We start from the raw sequence: 16,987 nt of genomic DNA on the forward strand, positions 1-16,987 counted from the left end.
GGGTCGGGGCGGGCTAGTCGCCCGGCAGCGTGAACAGGTAGGAGGCCAGGAGCGCCAGGCCGGCGAGGGCGAGGAAAACGATCCACACCCAGCGCGGGAACTCCTGGCCGCGCAGGGAGAAGGCTCCGCCGATGAGGAGTCCGGCAACCCCCATGAGCACGAGGCTCAGCATCGGTTCACCATCGGATCAGCGCAGCCCGTCGATCCAGTTGCGCAGGAGCTGGGCCCCGGCGTCACCGGACTTCTCGGGGTGGAACTGGGTGGCGCTGAGCGGGCCGTTCTCGACGGCGGCGATGAACCGGCCGCCGTGGTCGGACCAGGTGACCTGCGGCGGCTTCATGGCGGGCTGGGTGACGTCGAAGGACCAGTCCTGCACGCCGTAGGAGTGCACGAAGTAGAACCGCTCGTCGCCGAGGCCGTCGAACAGGACGGTGTCCTCCGGCGGTTCCACCGTGTTCCAGCCCATGTGGGGTACGACGTCGGCCTTGAGCCGTTCGACGGTGCCGGGCCACTCACCCATACCGGGCGTGCGCACGCCGTGCTCCACGCCCTCGTCGAACAGCACCTGCAGGCCCACGCAGATCCCCAGGACGGGGCGGCCGCCCGCGACCCTGCGCCCGATCATCCGCAGGGCGTCGACGTCCTTCAGCCCCTTCATGACGGCGGCGAAAGCACCGACGCCCGGGACGAGCAGCCCATCGGCGTTCAGGACGTCCTCGGGCTTGGCACTGAGGACCACGTCGGCGCCCACGTGTTCGAGGGCGCGCACCACGGAGCGGACGTTGCCCGATCCGTAGTCGAGGACGGTGACGGTGCGCGCGGTCACAGCGCTCCCTTCGTGGACGGGATTCCCTCGACCCGCGGATCCGGTTCGACCGCCGCGCGGAGTGCACGGGCGAGGGCCTTGAACTGGGCCTCGACGATGTGGTGGGGGTCGCGGCCGCCGAGGACGGTGACGTGCAGGCAGATCTGGGCGTGCAGGGCGAGCGCCTCGAACACGTGGCGCGTCAGCGAACCCGTGAAGTGGCCGCCGATGAGGTGGTACTCCTGACCGGCCGGCTCCCCGCCGTGGACGAGGAACGGACGTCCCGAGATGTCGACGACGGCGTTGGCGAGTGCCTCGTCCAGCGGGACGGTGGCCTCGCCGAAGCGTCGGATCCCGGCCTTCGTGCCGAGAGCGAGACGCAGGGCCTCGCCGATCGCGATGGCCGTGTCCTCGACCGTGTGGTGGACGTCGATGTGCGTGTCCCCGGAGGACCTGATGGTCATGTCGATGAGCGAGTGCTTCGACAGGGCGGTGAGCATGTGGTCGTAGAACGGCACCGTGGTGTCGATCGACGACGCCCCGGTGCCGTCCAGGTCGAGCTCCACGAGGACATTGGACTCGCTCGTGACGCGCTCGATACGGGCCGTACGGCCGCGGGCGGCATCAACTGTCATAACAACTTCCTTTTGTGCGCGTCATTCAGGCGCGGATCGACGTGGGACCGTGACGGGCGGCGCGAGCCACCCGGTGGTCCTGCCCTTCAATTCTAGGTGTACTCGCTCGACAGGTTCGCGTCACCGGCCCGCGCGGGGGTCCGGGTCGACGGTCGGCACGTCCATCCCACGCCACCCGGCCGATCGCCCTGCCCGACGCCGCCGGGACGGCACGGCCCGCCACGCCTCCCGGACCTGCCGACCGGTCACCGTGCTCCGCTTCAGTGGCGCGGGCCGAACCGCTGCTCAGCGGTGAGGGCGGATGCTCCCACGTAGCGGGTCAGCCAATCGTGCAGGGCGGCGGGTTCGCGCAGGAGCTCGTCGATGCCCGACGATGCGGAGGCGACATCCACCCAGGCAGGCCGGCGCACGCGATGATTGACCTCGATGCCCTTCCACCGCAGCAGATCCGCCCTCGGATGATTCGCCGGGTAGCCCCGGGGGACGCGCTTCAGCGGTTGCGCCCGTCCGGGGCGGATCATCATTCCCCGCGCGGTGACGGTACTGATCGCGGCGACCAGGGCCGCGCCCGAGGCCTCGTCGGCCACCGCGGCACGGAACCCGGCGAGCTGATCCGCTGCGGGCAGCGGCAGGCCGGTTGCGACCAGCAAGCCGAGGCTGCTCACGCGGATGAAGGCACCCACCCCGTCGGGGCGCTCGGCGACCGCGCCGATGAAGGTCTTGTACGGCGGGCTGTCCGCCCGGAACCTGACGTCGTTGTGGGGGCGGTAGATCCGCCAATCCGAGAACGACGTCAGGGCGGCACACACCGCGGAGAAGACCGGCCGGATGCCTTCGTCGTACAGCCTGCGCTGGCGAGCCCAGAACTCACGCGTGTTGTCCGCCTCCAGCCGCGCGAAGAACGACTGCGCCTCATCGAAGATCGGACGATCCATGCGACACATGATGGGCGAAGCGTCCGGGCGGCGCAAGGCCGCCGGGAACGGTCCGGCAGGGCCCGGACCAGGCGGCGCCGACCGTCAGATCAGCGTCGCCAGCGCCGTCAGGAACGCCGTCGTCTCCTCCTCCGTGCCTGCGGTGACCCGGAGCGACCCCGGGATCCCGACATCACGGACGAGGACACCTGCTTCCAGGAGGCCCTGCCAGACACGGTGCGGGTCGTCGAGGCCCGAGAAGAAGACGAAATTCGAGTCCGAGGGGGCGGGCGAGAGCCCCAGGGTCTCGAGCTCTCGCACGATGCGGTCCCGCTGCACCTTGATCGCCTCGACGTTCGCCAGGAGCGTGTCCGCATGGGTGAGGGCGGCATTCGCGGCCGCCTGGGTGATGGCGGAGAGGTGGTACGGCAGCCGGACCAGCCGCAGGGCATCGGCGATCTCCGGCGCCGCCGCGAGGTAGCCGATCCGGGCACCGGCAAGGGCGAAGGCCTTGCTCATGGTCCGTGACACGAGCAACCGCGGGCGTCCCGACAGAAGGGTGAGGGCGCTCGCCGTACCTTCCTGCGCGAACTCGCCGTAGGCCTCGTCCACGATGATGATGGCGCGCGCGTCCTCACCGGCCTCGTAGGCCGCCTCGACGACGTCGAGGCCGAGCGCCGTGCCGGTCGGATTGTTCGGCGAGCACAGGAACACGATGTTCGCCCCGGATGTGCGGACGGCCCGGGCGGTGTCCTCGGGTGTCATGGTGTAGGCGGCGCCGCGGGCGGCGGTGACGTAGCGCGTGCCGGTCCCGCTCGCGAGCAAGGGGTACATCGAATACGTGGGCGGGAAGCCGATCGCGGTGCGTCCGGGCCCACCGAAGGCCTGGAGGACCTGCTGGAGGACCTCGTTGGAGCCGTTGGCGGCCCACAGCTGATCGGGCGTCAGGCCGTGCCCGAGATAGTCGGCGAGGTTCTTCCTCAGCTGGGTGAACTCGCGGTCGGGGTAGCGGTTGAGCCCCCGGGTCGCCTCCGCGACGGCCTCCACGATCGCGGCGTGCACGTCGGCCGGCACGCCGTGGGTGTTCTCGTTGACGTTGAGCAGGATGGGGACGTCCAGCTGCGGAGCGCCGTACGGGTGCAGCCCCACGAGGTCGTCGCGCAGAGGAAGGGCGGCTAGGGCTTCAACGGAGGAGGGCACCACTCCAGTTTAAGGGATGCCGTCTTCCGCGGGCGAATGGGCTGCGTCCGAGACTCGACCCCGACGCGGGTGGCGCTCACCCCTCGGCGGGGACCGCGATGCTCTGCCCGGCCTGCACCACGGAGCTCGGCAGGTCGTTGAGCTCGACGATCTCCGCGACGACGTCCCGGGGATCGCGCTCCGGCGCGTAGAGCACGGCGAGATCCCACAGGGTCTCCCCGGTGGCGACACTCACCTCGACCGTGGCGGTGGACGTCGGCGCCGACTCCCCCGCCTGGGCCTGGGAGGTCAGGAACGCTGCCAGGAGGATCAGGGCCGCGACGGCCAGGGCGATCGGCAGGCCGACCAGCAGCAGGCGCCCGCGCCGCGTGAGCGTCAGGGGGCGTTCCGTACTCCGCTGCGTGGAGGTACGGGGCTGCATGGAGGTACCGGGCTGCATGGAGGTACCGGTCGTGTCCGAGGGACGGGCCGAGTGAGGGCTGGAGGGCGCCGCGAAGGCCGAAGGTGTCAGGGGGCCGGTGGACGGCGACGCTCCGGGCGCGGAGATCAGCCTGAGATGGCTTTCGGGGCGAGCGGGCGTCCACAGCGAGCTGCCATGCAGTACGGGTGTAACCATTGCCGTTCCTCTTTCCTTCGAATGCCCTGACCGGGCGAAGCGCTCGGTTCGAACACACGTTCTAATAAGCCTCTGCCTATTTCTAGCATCTACGATCGACCCGTGTCGAGACTCGCTCGAACATATGTTTGAAAAGTGCCCTCGTCTGTCCTAGCGTGGGGAGATCAGGACATCGTCGACGGATGCTGCTCTCCGAGGGCCGTTCCGTGGCCGATGCATCTCACACAACCAGCCGCCTCTGACAAAACGACTTCCGGTCCACGGGAGCGGACCGGCGGTGACGACGGGATCAGCGATCCCAGGCGAAAGGCGCAACAGTGGCGGAATCACCAGCGGCAGCCCGGCAGGAATCGAACACTGCCGACGTCCCGGCAGACGCCGTGCCCATCTCTGCGGGCCGGGGCAGGCCGCGCGGCCGCTCCGTGTCCAAGGGGCTGACCGCCCGGCAGCTGACGATCCTCGAGACGATCCAGCGGTCGATCGCCGACAAGGGGTACCCGCCGTCCATGCGGGAGATCGGCGACACCGTGGGCCTCGCGAGCCTGTCCAGCGTGACCCACCAGCTGGCGCAGCTCGAGAGGCTCGGGTACGTGCGCAGGGACCCGAAGCGCCCCCGCGCCATGGAGGTCCTGCTCCCCCTGACCCTGGCTCCGGACACGTCGGGCGCGCACGCCGATTCGTCTCCGGACCGGAAGCCTGCCGTCGAGCACCGGATCGCCGTCGACACCGCCCTGGTGCCGCTCGTAGGGCGCATCGCCGCGGGTGGTCCGATCCTCGCGGACCAGGTGGTCGAGGATGTCATGCCCCTCCCCCGCCAGCTCGTCGGCCACGGGGATCTCTTCATGCTCAGGGTCTCGGGAGACTCCATGGTGGACGCCGCGATCTGCGACGGCGACTGGGTGGTGGTCCGCAGGCAGCAGAGCGCACAGAACGGCGACATCGTCGCGGCGCTGCTCGACGAGGAGGCCACCGTCAAGACCTTCCGGCAGCGGGACGGGCACACGTGGCTCCTGCCGCAGAACACCCGCTACGAGCCCATCCTGGGCGACCATGCCAGCATCATGGGCAAGGTCGTCTCGGTGCTGCGCGCGCTGTAGCTTCCGCGCGGGAGGCCGCGCCGCCCGGGACTTATCAGCGCCCCGAGAGCCGCTCCAGGATCCCCGTGACGGTGGCGCGGTCCGTCGTCGCCCAGAAGGGCGGGAGGGCGGCCCGGAGGAATCCCCCGTACCGGGCGGTGGCGAGCCGACTGTCCAGGACGGCGACCACGCCCCGGTCCCCCGTGGCCCTGATCAGGCGGCCGGCGCCCTGTGCGAGCCGGACGGCCGCATGGGTGGCGGACACGCTCATGAATCCGTTGCCACCGTTCCGGGCCACCGCCCTGGTGCGGGCGGTCATCAAGGGATCGTCGGGCCGGGGGAACGGGATGCGATCGATCACGACCAGCCGGCACGAGGACCCCGGCACGTCCACGCCCTGCCACAGTGACATGGTGCCGAACAGGCAGGTGTCCGGTTCCTCCGCGAACTGCGTCACCAGCGCATTCAGTGAGGACTCCCCCTGGCACAGGATCTCGAAATCGACCTTCGGGCGCAGAGCCTCCGCCGCCTCCTCGGCAGCGCGCTTCGACGAGAACAGTCCCAGCGCGCCCCCACGGGACGCCCTGAGCAGTCCGAGGAGCTCCTCGAGCTGCGCCTCGGAGGTGCCGCGTTCGGGTTTCGGGAGGTCCTTCGCCACGTAGAGCACGCCCTGCCGCGGGTAGTCGAAGGGGCTCCCGACGTCGACGCCGGTCCAGGCGGGTGCACCGGGACCGCTGAGGCCCAGTGATCCCGCGACGGGGCCGAACTCGGAGCCGATGGCGAGGGTCGCGGAGGTGAGGATCACGGTGTGGTCCTCGAACAACCCCTCCCGCAGCCGCCCGGCGACGGACAGCGGTGCGACGTTCAGCGTCGCGGGCGCGCTCTCGTCGGGCTGCGCGTAGCCGGATCCCGGCGTGAAGGTGCTGGGGCGCGACGCCCAGACCACCTCGTTGACGTCGGAGGCGGCGAGGATCCTCTCGGCGAGCTCGAAGACCAGGGTGGCGCGGGACCGCGCGACCTGCCGGCCGCCGTCGACGTCGGCTTCGGACTTGCCATCCGTCTTCGTGTCCGACAGCGCAGCCCGGGAGGCGTCACGGACCTGGGCGAGGGCCTGCTCGAGATCCTCCGGGAGGCCGCCCGGCAGCAGGCCAGAGGGGACGAGCTCGGCTGCCGCCTCGAACGCGTCGGCGGCCGTGTCGAGGGATCCGGTGCCGATCGAGGCGTGGCGGCGGAGCGCCGCGGCGGCCGCGCTCACCATCGAGGCGGAGAGCTGGCCGGAGACGGCTCCGGTCACGCGGTCGTGGAGCTCGTGCGCCTCGTCGATGACGACGACGTCGTACTCCGGCAGGACCGCGAGACCCTCGAAGGCGCTGATCGCGAGCATCGCGTGGTTGGTGATGATGATGTCGGCGTCCGCCGCTGCGGCGCGCGCCTTCTCACTGAAGCACTCCTGGGCCATCGGGCAGCGGGCAGCGCCGAGGCACTCCATGCTGGAGACGGACACCTGGCGCCACGCGCGGTCGCTCACGCCCGGGACGAGGTCGTCGCGGTCGCCGGTCCCGGTCTCCTCGGCCCATTCACGCAGCCGCACGACGTCCCTGCCGAGCGCCGAGGACGGGCCGTCGACGGCCGGGGCCGGATGCGGTGCGGCGTCCTCACCGAGACTGAAGAGGGTTCCGGGCGCGTCCTCCTCCGGGAACCCGCCGCCGGTCTTGTGGAGGCAGACGTAGTTCGACCGGCCCTTGAGCAGGGCGACGTCGACGGGGCGCGTGAGCGCGGGCCTCACGGCGTCAAGAAGGCGCGGCAGGTCCCGGCCCACGATCTGCGCCTGGAGGGCCAGCGTGGCCGTCGAGACGATCGAGGGCTTGTCGCTGTCCATCGCATGGGCGATCAGCGGGACCAGGTACGCGAGCGACTTCCCGGTGCCGGTGCCGGCCTGGACGAGCAGGTGCTCGCCCGCGCGGATCGACTCGCTGACCTGGCGGACCATCTCGTGCTGACCGGAGCGCATCTCCCCGCCCATGGCGCCCACGGCGGCGTCGAGCAGTTCGAGGGCCTGCCGGGCTTCAGCCGAAGGGCGAGCCGCGTCCGGCGCCGCCACGGCGCCGGACCGCGTGCTCTCACTCATGCCGGACGTACGCCTCCAGCTCGGCGGCCAGGCCCTCCCGGACCATCACTTCGAGGCGTGTCCCCTCGCCGACGTGTTCCAGGCCGAGGATCTCGACGTCCTCCTCGTGGAGGCGGCTGAGGATCTCCCCGCGCGCGTACGGCACCATGAGGTCCAGCTTCACACCCGGTCGGGGGATGTTCGTGCTGATCAGCTGGCGCAGCTCCGTGAGCCCTGCACCGGTGCGCGCCGAGACGACGACGGACCGGGGTTCGCGCTGCCGCAGGCGCTCGATGACGAACGGGTCCGCGGCGTCGGCCTTGTTCAGCACGATGATCTCGGGCACCCTGCGGGCGTCGACCTCCGTCAGCACGGCGCGGACCGCGGCGATCTGCCCTTCGGGGTCGGGGTGGGATGCGTCGACGACGTGCAGGATCAGGTCGGAGTCGGCGACCTCCTCCAGCGTCGAGCGGAACGCCTCGATGAGCTGGGTGGGCAGCGAGCGGACGAATCCGACCGTGTCCGCCAGGGTGTAGCCGATCCCGTCCGGCGTCTCCGCCTTGCGGACCGTCGGATCCAGAGTGGCGAACAGCGCGTTCTCGACGAGCACCCCGGCGTCGGTGAGCCGGTTCAGCAGCGACGACTTGCCGGCGTTCGTGTAGCCGGCGATGGCGACGGACGGCACCTGGTTGCGGCGGCGGTTGGAACGCTTGGTCTCCCGCGCGGGCTTCATCCCGGCGATCTCACGGCGGAGCTTGGCCATGCGCGTGCGGATCTTCCGGCGGTCGAGCTCGATCTTCGTCTCACCCGGACCACGCGAGCCCATGCCGGACCCTGCGCTGCCGACCTGGCCACCGGCCTGGCGGGACATCGACTCGCCCCAGCCGCGCAGGCGCGGCAGCAGGTACTCGAGCTGCGCGAGCTCGACCTGGGCCTTGCCCTCACGGCTCTTGGCGTGCTGGGCGAAGATGTCGAGGATCAGCGCGGTCCGGTCGATCACCTTGACCTTTACGATGTCCTCCAGCCCGCGACGCTGGGACGGCGACAGTTCGCTGTCGACGATCACGGTGTCCGCCCCGGTCGCCTGGACGATGCCCTTCAGCTCCTGGGCCTTGCCCGAGCCGAGGAACGTGCCCGGGTCCGGCTTCAGGCGCCGCTGCACGATGCCGTCGAGCACCTCGGATCCGGCCGTCTCGGCCAGTGCCGCGAGCTCCTGGAGCGAATTCTCGGCATCCTGCGCCGTCCCTTCGCTCCACAGGCCGGCGAGGACGACCCGCTCCAGCCGGAGCTGCCGGTACTCGACCTCGGTGACGTCCTCGAGTTCGGTGGACAGCCCCGCGACACGTCGGAGCGCCCGGCGCTCGGCCAGGTCCTGCTGGTCTCCGTCGGCGTCCGACGGCTCCTCGTCCTGGGACAGGGCCTGTGCCCGTGATCGCCAGGTCTTCTCGGTCGGTGCGGGGGTCTCCCCCGGCCCGGGTGTCGCGTTCTTCGCCTTGGCCACGGCAGCTTCGTCGCTGGCGAGGATCCGGTCGATGACGGCTTGGATCTCCTCCGGGCCCATGTCGGCGCCGGTGGAATGTCCGTGATTCTCGGTCATGGTCTCCCTAGGTGGATGTCCCACAATCCTACGACCGACGCCGGGGCGCGCTCCAGCGTATTCTCCCAGCGCGAAACCCGCCGGCTCGGACGTGTCCCCGGCATGCCACTAGGCTTTCGTCCATGGAGTCTCAGCATTATTTCAGCGCCCAGCCAGCGGGACCCGACACCCGGCGACCGCTCTCCGTCGTCCTGGACGGCGTGCGCCGGGACCTCGTGACCTCGTCGGGCCTGTTCAGCCCCGACGGCGTCGACAAGGGCACCGCGATCCTGCTCGACGCCGTACCCGCGCCGCAGGGGCGCCGCATGCTGGATCTCGGCAGCGGGTGGGGGCCGATCGCCCTCACCATGGCCCTGAAGGCGCCCGACGCCGCGGTCTATGCCGTCGACGTCAACGAGCGGTGCGTGGCGCTGACCGCGGAGAACGCCGCACGGCTGGGACTGGGTAACGTGGCGGCCGGCACCCCCGACGCCGTCGAGGCGGCACTCGAGTTCGACACCATCTGGTCCAATCCGCCCATCCGCATCGGGAAGCAGGAACTGCACGCGCTGCTCCTGCGCTGGCTTCCGCGCCTCGCTCCGGACGGACGGGCCTGGCTGGTGGTGCAGAAGAACCTCGGCGCCGACTCGCTGCAGCGCTGGCTCGGCGAGGAGCTGCCCGCGGGCTTCCTGGTCCGGCGCGCGGAGACGTCCAAGTCCTTCCGCATCATCGAGGTGCACCGGGCGGGCTGAACCCCGACGTCGGGGGATGCCCCGGGGTCCTCCCACCCCGGCTCAGCCGGCGGGAAGGAGCATGCCCTCCGCCACCAGGGTCGCCGGGCCGCTGAGCTGCACGTGTTCGCGGCCGTCCGGGCCGGCGAAGAAGGTCACCCCGACGACGCCGCCCGGGACGGTCACCTGCCACTGCGCCGGGGCGCCCTGGCCGGCCCAGAATCGGGTGGCCGCCGCCGCGGCACACGCACCCGTGCCGCAGGACTGGGTCTCGCCGACGCCCCGCTCGTGGACGCGCATGCTGAGCCGGCCGACGCCGTCGTCGCCCACCAGCGGATCGGAGGGCACCACGACCTCCACGTTGGTCCCCTCGGGCGGCACCGGCTGCACGGCCGGTGCCCGGTGCAGTTCGGTCTTCCGCAGTTCGGCGGCCTCGGCCAGTGCGACGACGGTGTGCGGGTTGCCCATGCTGATCGACAGCGCGGGGCGGTCGACGTCGAGTCCGCCGATGTCGACGAGCGAGTCCATACCGCGGGCCACGGCCGCCTCGGGGAAGATGAACTCCCAGGGGCCCATGTCCACCGCGTACCCGTCCTGCGATCGGGTCACGCGCTTGACGCCCGCGCGGGTGCCGATGGCGAGCTCGCCGCCCTCGGGCAGCTCGGCGACGGACGAGGCGAGCAGGAAGTGCGCGAAGACGCGGACCCCGTTGCCGCACATCTCGGACACCGAGCCGTCGGCGTTGCGGTAGTCCATGAACCATTCGGCGTCGGGCTCGGTCTGCAGGAGCGCCCGCCCCTCGGGCAGCGCGGACGAGCGCACGGCACGGATGTATCCGTCCGCGCCGATGCCCCGGTGGCGGTCGCAGAGGGATGCGACGAACGCGGCGTCGTCCGGAGCCGTCGCGTCCGGGTCGAGCGTCAGGATGAAGTCGTTGCCGGTGCCATGGCCCTTGGTGAAGGATAGGCCGGCGGACTGCCGGGACGGGGTGGCATGGGCGCGGTAGTCGGTCACCGTCCTAGGATATGTCCCCGTGCTGCCGCACGATTGCGAGGGCCCGGTCGACGAGGCCGGGCGCTTGCCAGTCCGTCCAGGCCACGCGCGGGTCGCCCCGGAACCAGGTCAGCTGGCGCCGGGCGAACCGGCGGGTCGCGGCGATCGTCTCCTCGATCGCGTCCTGCTCCGTCAGGGAACCGTCGAGCACGCGGAGGAACTGCCCGTATCCGAGGGCGCGCGACGCCGTCCTTCCATCCCGCAGTCCGTCCGCCGCCAGTCGCTCCACCTCGTCGGCCAGTCCGCGGCGCACCATCGCGTGCACCCTCCCGGCGAGCCGTTCGCGCAGGGCGTCCCGGTCGACCCCGAGGCCGATCTGCACCGCGGGCTGGTGGTACTCCCGGCGCGGCATGAACGCGCTGAAGGGCCGTCCGCTGATCTCGTGCACCTCGACGGCACGGACGAGGCGACGATCGTCGTCGATCCGTTCGGCGGAGGCCGGGTCCACCGCCCGGAGCCGCTGGCGGAAGGCCGCGCTTCCGGTGGCGGCGAGCTCGGCCTCGAGCCGGGCCCGGACGCCGGAGTCGGTCGGCGGGAACTCGAGCCGGTCGAGGGCGGCCCGGATGTACAGGCCGGACCCGCCGACGAGGATCGGCACCCGTCCCCGCGCACGGACATCCCCGACGATCCGCCGGGCGTCCTCCTGGTAGGCGGCGACGCTCGCCTCCTGCGTGACGTCAAGGACGTCGAGGAGATGGTGCTCGATGCCCTGCCGCTCCGCCGGGCCCAGCTTGGCCGTACCGATGTCCATGCCACGGTAGAACTGGAGGGCGTCGGCGTTGATGACCTCGCCGTCGAGGCGCCGGGCCAGGGCGAGGCCGAGCTCGGATTTGCCCGACCCGGTCGGCCCGACGACCGCCACCACGGGCAGGGTCAAGAACGCCCTCCGCGGAGCGGCAGCGACGGCATGCCCAGCGAGACGGGTCGTGGGCCCCCGTCGGGGCCGGCGGCGCCGTCGGACGGGGCGGGAACGCCGCAGGAGTCCGCCTGGCTCCTGTCCCACGCGTCGCCGGCGCGGGAGCGGCGCACCGCGTACTGCTCCGGAGCGGGGTCCGAGAGCAGGTGGAAGGACGCCGCCTGGGTGATGGGCAGGGTCACGACGTCGCCCGGTCGGGGCGCGGCCGAGCCCTCGGGGACGGAGAAGTGGACGAGCCGCTGGTCCCGTGCACGCCCGGTGAGCCGGTGCGTCTCGCCGCCCTTGCGGCCCTGCTGATCGGTGACGAGCACCTCGACGACCGTCCCGACCTGCTTCGCGTTCTCCTCGCCCGCGATGCGGTCCTGCAGCGCGGTCAGCCGTTCGAACCGCTCCTGCACCACGGCCTTGGGCAGCTGGTCGGGCAGGTCCGCCGCGGGGGTGCCGGGTCGCTTGGAGTACTGGAAGGTGAAGGCCGTGGCGAAGCGCGACTGCTCGACGACGTCGAGGGTGGCCTGGAAGTCCTCCTCGGTCTCGCCGGGGAAGCCCACGATGATGTCAGTGGAGATCGCCGCGTGGGGCATCCGGTCGCGGACCCGCTCGAGGATGCCGAGGAATCGGCTGGACCGGTAGGACCGGCGCATCGCCTTCAGGACCCGGTCCGAGCCCGACTGCAGGGGCATGTGCAGTTGGGGCATCACGTTGGGCGTCTCGGCCATCGCGTCGATCACGTCATCGGTGAACGCCGCGGGGTGGGGGCTGGTGAACCGGACCCGCTCGAGGCCCTCGATCGACCCGCAGGCGCGCAGCAGCTTCGCGAAGGCGCCGCGGTCCCCGAACTCGACGCCGTAGGAGTTCACGTTCTGGCCGAGGAGCGTGACCTCGACGGCGCCGTCGGCGACGAGCGCCTCGATCTCGGCGAGGATCTCCCCCGGCCGTCGGTCGCGCTCCTTGCCCCGCAGGGACGGCACGATGCAGAAGGTGCAGGTGTTGTTGCAGCCCACGGAGATCGAGACCCATCCGGCGTAGACCGATTCGCGGCGTGTCGGCAGGGTGGAGGGGAAGACATCCAGGGATTCCAGGATCTCCAGCTGGGCGTCCTGGTTGTGGCGGGAACGTTCGAGCAGAGCGGGCAGCGCGCCGATGTTGTGCGTCCCGAAGACCGCGTCCACCCAGGGCGCCTTCTTGAGGATGGTCTCCCGGTCCTTCTGCGCCAGGCACCCGCCGACGGCGATCTGCAGGTCGGGGCGAGCGTCCTTGACCGCCTTGAGGATGCCGAGGTTGCCGTACAGCTTGTTGTCCGCGTTCTCCCGGACCGCGCAGGTGTTGAAGACGACGACGTCCGCCTGGCCGTCCTTCACCCGCGCGAGTCCGGCGCCCTCGAGGAGCCCGGAGATCCGCTCGGAGTCGTGCACGTTCATCTGGCAGCCGAACGTCCGCACCTCGTAGGTGCGCTGGTCGGCTGCACCGGCCGGGGTGCTGCGGGGTGTCTCGTCGAGGGAGACGGGAAGTGCCATACTCACGTCCTCAAGCGTACGGCGGGCGTGCTGGGCACCCACAATCGCGGCGTCCACCGGTGCACTCATCCGGCGTCGGCGATGACATCCTTCACGATCGAGAACGCGGTTCCGGGGCTGTACCCCTTGCGTGCGAGCACGCCGACGAGGCGCCGTACCTCCTTGTCCCGCACGGCACGATCCGAGAGATCGGCGCTGTGGCGGAGCTTCCGGCGGACGACTTCCCGGGCCTGTTCGTCCTCGTTTTCGTCGGAGAGCTGCAGCAGGGCATCCTCCGCCAGCTCCGCGTCGATGCCCCTGTCCGCGAGCTCGCGCCGCAGCGAGGACCGGGACAACGATTTGGCGGCGGTGCGGGTGCGCACCCACATCCGGGCGAACTCCGCATCATCGATGAGCTGCACCTCCTCGAACCTGTCGAGGAGGGCTGTGGCGACCGGCTGGGGTACCTCCCGCTCGGCGAGCTTGCGGGCGAGCTGCTGGCGGCTCCGCGCACCCATGGCCAGTTGGCGGAGCAGGACGGAGCGTGCCAGCGAGGTCCATTCCTCGTCACTTCTAACGGGGGTCTCGTCACCCTCCGACCCGCGTCCGTCGCCGGCACCGGTGCGGGGGCCGCCGGCCGAACCTCCTGCGGCGGCGCGACTCCCGCGACGGCCACCGGTGGACGGAGAGCGGTCACCGCCGTCACGCGCCCGCCGACCGCCGCGGGACCCGCCGCTCGTGTCGGAGGCATCGCTCGCGTCGAGGGCATCGACCGCGTCGGAGGCATCCGCCGATGCACCGACGACCGGACCGAACGGGTCCTCGGAGCGCGGTCGGCCCGCCGAGCCTCGTCGCCGCTGAGCCCGCGGGGCTCCCCGACCCTGGGTCAATGTCGTTCTCCCGAACGAGGACGTCGTCGACCGCGACGGCCCCTTGCGTGTCGATCGGGACCGAGGAGGCGGCTCGGATCCGTCGGGATCAGCGGAGCTGTCCGAACCGAACAGGCCGTAGGAGATCCCCCATCCGGCCGCCTCCGGCCCGGTCTCCGATGCCACGCCGCCTACTCGCCGCTGACGGCCTTGAGCTTCGGTACATCCGTCTCCTCCGGCTGCACTCCGATGCCCAGCTTGACCCTGATCTTCTGCTCGAGTTCGTCAGCCAGATCCGGGTTGTCCTTCAGGAACTTGCGGGCGTTCTCCTTGCCCTGTCCCAGCTGGTCACCGTCATAGGTGAACCAGGCGCCGGACTTCTTGACCAGTCCGTTCTCGACACCGACATCGATCAGGCCGCCCTCGCGGGAGATGCCGTAGCCGTACAGGATGTCGAACTCGGCCTGCTTGAACGGCGGGGCCATCTTGTTCTTGACGATCTTGGCGCGCGTCCGGTTGCCGACCGGGTTGACGCCTTCCTTCAGGGTCTCGATGCGTCGCACGTCGATCCGGACGGACGCGTAGAACTTCAGCGCCTTGCCACCCGTGGTGGTCTCGGGGCTTCCGAAGAACACGCCGATCTTTTCGCGGAGCTGGTTGATGAAGATGGCCGTGGTCTTGGTCTGGGCGAGCCGCCCGGTGATCTTCCGGAGGGCCTGGCTCATGAGCCGGGCCTGCAGGCCGACGTGGCTGTCACCCATCTCGCCCTCGATCTCGGCGCGCGGCACGAGTGCGGCGACCGAGTCGATGACGACGATGTCGATGGAGCCCGAACCGATGAGCATGTCCATGATCTCGAGCGCCTGCTCGCCGGTGTCCGGCTGTGAGACGAGGAGTGCGTCCGTGTCCACGCCCAGCCTCTTCGCGTACTCGGGATCCAGGGCGTGCTCGGCATCAATGAAGGCCGCGATCCCGCCGTTGCGCTGGGCGCTCGCCACGGCATGGAGGGCGACGGTGGTCTTGCCCGACGACTCGGGACCGTAGATCTCGACAACCCTGCCGCGCGGCAGGCCGCCGATGCCGAGGGCCGCATCCAGAGCAATGGAGCTCGTGGAGATCGTCTCGATGGGCGCCCTGGTCTCGTCGCCGAGACGCATGATCGAACCCTTGCCGTACTGCTTGTCGATCTGGGCGAGAGCAGCTTCTAGGGCTTTCTCGCGGTCTGGAGCGGCCATTCTTCACCTCGGTTGCTCATGGCCAACTGGCCTATGTATACGTCGTCGATTCGACTGTAGGGGCCCGCACCGACAGTTTGTGGTGCGGCCGTCGCTATGTGCGTAACAGCGCTCGGGCCGTCCACCCATCATATCCCCGTCCGAACAGGTATTCGATTATTCGCCCGATCTTCTGTGTGTCCCCGCGGATCCCGCTGCCGGCGTGTTCACAGCCCGGACGGGGGGCCGCCGAACGTGGGAGCAGGTCACCGCGGCGTGACGTCCCGACCGAGCCAACGGCTCGTCGGCACATCCTGCGCCCGGCACACAGCCTCCCAGACCGCTTTCGGATCGGCACCCGCGCCGAGCGCCTCGGACGCCGTCCTGTCACCCAACCGGTCCACGACGAGATCCCGGGCGAGGGTCCGCGAGTACCGCTCCCCGAACTCGTCGTCCATCAGTCGCCAGAAGTCGCTCACCCGCATGTACTGTCCCCTGCTCTCGTCGTCGGCCGGTCGCCACACCCTCTCCTATCATTCTGGGTCCTGCGGACCGGGTCCTGCACCGGCCGCCGGGCGTGCGCCGGTGCAATCACCTGCGGGGATGACCGCCGCGCGGAATTCGGGTCCCGGCCGACGGACGGAGCGGTGCGGCATGGCGATTCCGCCCGGGAGCCCTACAATGGCCCCATGAACGCGAAGCCGAGCACCACCGACGCCGGAGTGGGCCGCACAGGCTATCCCGGCGAGGATGCCGACACCGACACGGCCATCGAAGCCCTGGAACAGCAACTGAGCATGCTGTGGCGCCGTGCCCGATCCAACTCGTACAAGGTGGCCCGTCGGGTGCACCCGGACATGGAACCGGCGGCCTACGGGCTCCTCGTGATCCTGCAGCGCGAGGGCTCCATGCGCCTCACCGACATCGCGGCGAGCGTGGGAGTGGGTAAGCCCTCCGTCAGCCGGCAGATCGCGATGCTGGAGCAGCTGGGGCTCGTCAGGAAGGAAGCCGACCCGCTCGACGGCCGCGCGCAGTCGATCTCCCTGACGGATGCCGGCACGCGGCAGCTCGTCGCTGCGCAGACCGCCCGGAAGCAGGCGTTTCACCAGCTCATGGAGGACTGGGATGTGGAGGACCTGACCCGCCTGGGCACGCTCATCGCCCAGCTCAACAGCACCTACACCAAGGACAACTGGTAGCAGACGGCAGGAAGGCCCGTCTCCTCTATCTCGCCGGGGACGGGCCTTCCTTAGCGTGGGGCGGCTAGCGGTTCGTGGCCGCCAGCCCCCGACGGAAGTCGTCGTTCAGTTCGTCGGTGAGGTCGTCCCCGAATTCGCGGGAGAACTCCTGAGGGATGGTGTCCGGAATGGATACGCCTTCGGCTTCTGCCAGGCGGTCGCTGACTTCCCGCAGCATCGAGGAGAGCGGCACCTCGAGTGCACTGCAGATTGATGAGAGGAGTTCGGACGATGCTTCCTTCTGTCCACGCTCGACCTCGCTGAGGTAGCCGAGGGAGACCCTCGCACTGTGCGATACCTCGCGCAGGGTGCGGCCTTGGCGCTGGCGGACGTCGCGCAGGACGTCGCCGATCTCATGGCGGAGAACCACCAGTTTGCGCTCCTTGGGCCTGCGTTGTGCATCATCCGCCAACCCCACATCACGCCAACGGACCACGCCGTTTACGGATACGGGCTGCTTTACCATCTGGATCGCCTTGCTCCCTCATAATGCGGCGGCGTCCGATGGACGTCCGCCCCGTGATGATGACCTGCCCGTTCTGCT

General features: G+C 70.4%; 18 protein-coding genes. 3 read left to right on the forward strand and 15 right to left on the reverse strand.

All coding sequences use genetic code 11. The annotated features are described in order from the left end of the window. Positions 1 to 13 precede the first annotated feature (13 nt). The 6 genes from IWX63_RS02410 to IWX63_RS16690 all read right to left on the reverse strand — a co-directional run bounded on the left by IWX63_RS02410 (position 14) and on the right by IWX63_RS16690 (position 4,170). Positions 14 to 172 (reverse strand): hypothetical protein, encoded by a 159-nt coding sequence (locus tag IWX63_RS02410; RefSeq protein WP_199276571.1) that lies wholly within the window; start codon positions 170 to 172, stop codon positions 14 to 16. 15 nt (positions 173 to 187) lie between these two features. Then, positions 188 to 826: an imidazole glycerol phosphate synthase subunit HisH gene (gene hisH / locus IWX63_RS02415; RefSeq protein ID WP_199276572.1), complete on the reverse strand. Its 639-nt coding sequence runs from the start codon at positions 824 to 826 to the stop codon at positions 188 to 190. Beyond that, positions 823 to 1,440 (reverse strand): imidazoleglycerol-phosphate dehydratase HisB, encoded by a 618-nt coding sequence (gene hisB, locus IWX63_RS02420; RefSeq protein WP_199276573.1) that lies wholly within the window; start codon positions 1,438 to 1,440, stop codon positions 823 to 825. Before hisB ends, hisH begins: the two co-directional genes overlap by 4 nt. A 260-nt stretch (positions 1,441 to 1,700) precedes the next feature. Beyond that, positions 1,701 to 2,375: a DUF2461 family protein gene (locus IWX63_RS02425; RefSeq protein WP_199276574.1), complete on the reverse strand. Its 675-nt coding sequence runs from the start codon at positions 2,373 to 2,375 to the stop codon at positions 1,701 to 1,703. An 84-nt stretch (positions 2,376 to 2,459) separates the two neighbouring features. Continuing rightward, positions 2,460 to 3,554, reverse strand: a complete 1,095-nt coding sequence (locus tag IWX63_RS02430; RefSeq protein ID WP_199276575.1) for a histidinol-phosphate transaminase — start codon at positions 3,552 to 3,554, stop codon at positions 2,460 to 2,462. Positions 3,555 to 3,630: 76 nt separating this feature from the next. Beyond that, the gene (locus IWX63_RS16690; protein ID WP_334685574.1) at positions 3,631 to 4,170 is read right to left on the reverse strand and encodes a LysM peptidoglycan-binding domain-containing protein; all 540 of its coding nucleotides are present in this window, start codon (positions 4,168 to 4,170) and stop codon (positions 3,631 to 3,633) included. A gap of 380 nt (positions 4,171 to 4,550) precedes the next feature. On the opposite strand from IWX63_RS16690, the gene lexA reads away from it, so the two are divergent. Further along, positions 4,551 to 5,267 (forward strand): transcriptional repressor LexA, encoded by a 717-nt coding sequence (gene lexA / locus IWX63_RS02440; protein WP_442859092.1) that lies wholly within the window; start codon positions 4,551 to 4,553, stop codon positions 5,265 to 5,267. A gap of 34 nt (positions 5,268 to 5,301) precedes the next feature. On the opposite strand, the gene IWX63_RS02445 is transcribed toward lexA, so the two are convergent. Both IWX63_RS02445 and hflX read right to left on the reverse strand, forming a co-directional pair. Beyond that, on the reverse strand, positions 5,302 to 7,374 hold the full coding sequence (locus tag IWX63_RS02445) for an ATP-dependent DNA helicase (RefSeq protein ID WP_199276576.1): 2,073 nt from the start codon (positions 7,372 to 7,374) through the stop codon (positions 5,302 to 5,304). After that, positions 7,367 to 8,950, reverse strand: coding sequence for a GTPase HflX (hflX, locus tag IWX63_RS02450; protein ID WP_199276577.1), 1,584 nt, complete (start codon positions 8,948 to 8,950; stop codon positions 7,367 to 7,369). The genes IWX63_RS02445 and hflX overlap by 8 nt, the downstream gene beginning before the upstream one ends. 122 nt (positions 8,951 to 9,072) lie before the next feature. On the opposite strand from hflX, the gene IWX63_RS02455 reads away from it, so the two are divergent. Further along, positions 9,073 to 9,681, forward strand: coding sequence for a class I SAM-dependent methyltransferase (locus tag IWX63_RS02455; RefSeq protein ID WP_199276578.1), 609 nt, complete (start codon positions 9,073 to 9,075; stop codon positions 9,679 to 9,681). A gap of 42 nt (positions 9,682 to 9,723) precedes the next feature. Here the strand turns inward: IWX63_RS02455 and dapF are convergent, their stop codons facing one another. From dapF to IWX63_RS02485, 6 genes are all read right to left on the reverse strand, one after another. Next, positions 9,724 to 10,674, reverse strand: a complete 951-nt coding sequence (gene dapF / locus IWX63_RS02460; RefSeq protein ID WP_199276579.1) for a diaminopimelate epimerase — start codon at positions 10,672 to 10,674, stop codon at positions 9,724 to 9,726. A 4-nt stretch (positions 10,675 to 10,678) separates the two neighbouring features. Continuing rightward, positions 10,679 to 11,590, reverse strand: coding sequence for a tRNA (adenosine(37)-N6)-dimethylallyltransferase MiaA (gene miaA, locus IWX63_RS02465; RefSeq protein ID WP_199276580.1), 912 nt, complete (start codon positions 11,588 to 11,590; stop codon positions 10,679 to 10,681). Beyond that, complete coding sequence (miaB, locus tag IWX63_RS02470; RefSeq protein WP_199276581.1) at positions 11,587 to 13,143, reverse strand: tRNA (N6-isopentenyl adenosine(37)-C2)-methylthiotransferase MiaB; 1,557 nt, start codon at positions 13,141 to 13,143, stop codon at positions 11,587 to 11,589. The genes miaA and miaB overlap by 4 nt, the downstream gene beginning before the upstream one ends. Before the next feature lie 65 nt (positions 13,144 to 13,208). After that, on the reverse strand, positions 13,209 to 14,177 hold the full coding sequence (locus IWX63_RS16695) for a regulatory protein RecX (protein ID WP_334685575.1): 969 nt from the start codon (positions 14,175 to 14,177) through the stop codon (positions 13,209 to 13,211). A gap of 5 nt (positions 14,178 to 14,182) precedes the next feature. Next, a complete protein-coding gene (gene recA, locus IWX63_RS02480) occupies positions 14,183 to 15,226 on the reverse strand; it encodes a recombinase RecA (RefSeq protein ID WP_199276582.1) in 1,044 nt (347 codons plus the stop codon). A 245-nt stretch (positions 15,227 to 15,471) separates the two neighbouring features. After that, entirely contained in the window at positions 15,472 to 15,690 is a 219-nt protein-coding gene (locus tag IWX63_RS02485) for a DUF3046 domain-containing protein (RefSeq protein WP_199276583.1), read from the reverse strand. Between the two features lie 204 nt (positions 15,691 to 15,894). Here IWX63_RS02485 and IWX63_RS02490 point away from each other — a divergent pair, with 204 nt between their 5' ends. Further along, positions 15,895 to 16,404: a MarR family winged helix-turn-helix transcriptional regulator gene (locus tag IWX63_RS02490; protein WP_334685576.1), complete on the forward strand. Its 510-nt coding sequence runs from the start codon at positions 15,895 to 15,897 to the stop codon at positions 16,402 to 16,404. Between the two features lie 64 nt (positions 16,405 to 16,468). Here IWX63_RS02490 and IWX63_RS02495 read toward each other — a convergent pair whose 3' ends face one another. Beyond that, the gene (locus IWX63_RS02495; protein WP_043447546.1) at positions 16,469 to 16,909 is read right to left on the reverse strand and encodes a helix-turn-helix domain-containing protein; all 441 of its coding nucleotides are present in this window, start codon (positions 16,907 to 16,909) and stop codon (positions 16,469 to 16,471) included. Positions 16,910 to 16,987 lie beyond the last annotated feature (78 nt).

This window comes from Arthrobacter sp. CAN_A2 (assembly GCF_015752045.1).
GTDB lineage: Bacteria > Actinomycetota > Actinomycetes > Actinomycetales > Micrococcaceae > Arthrobacter_D.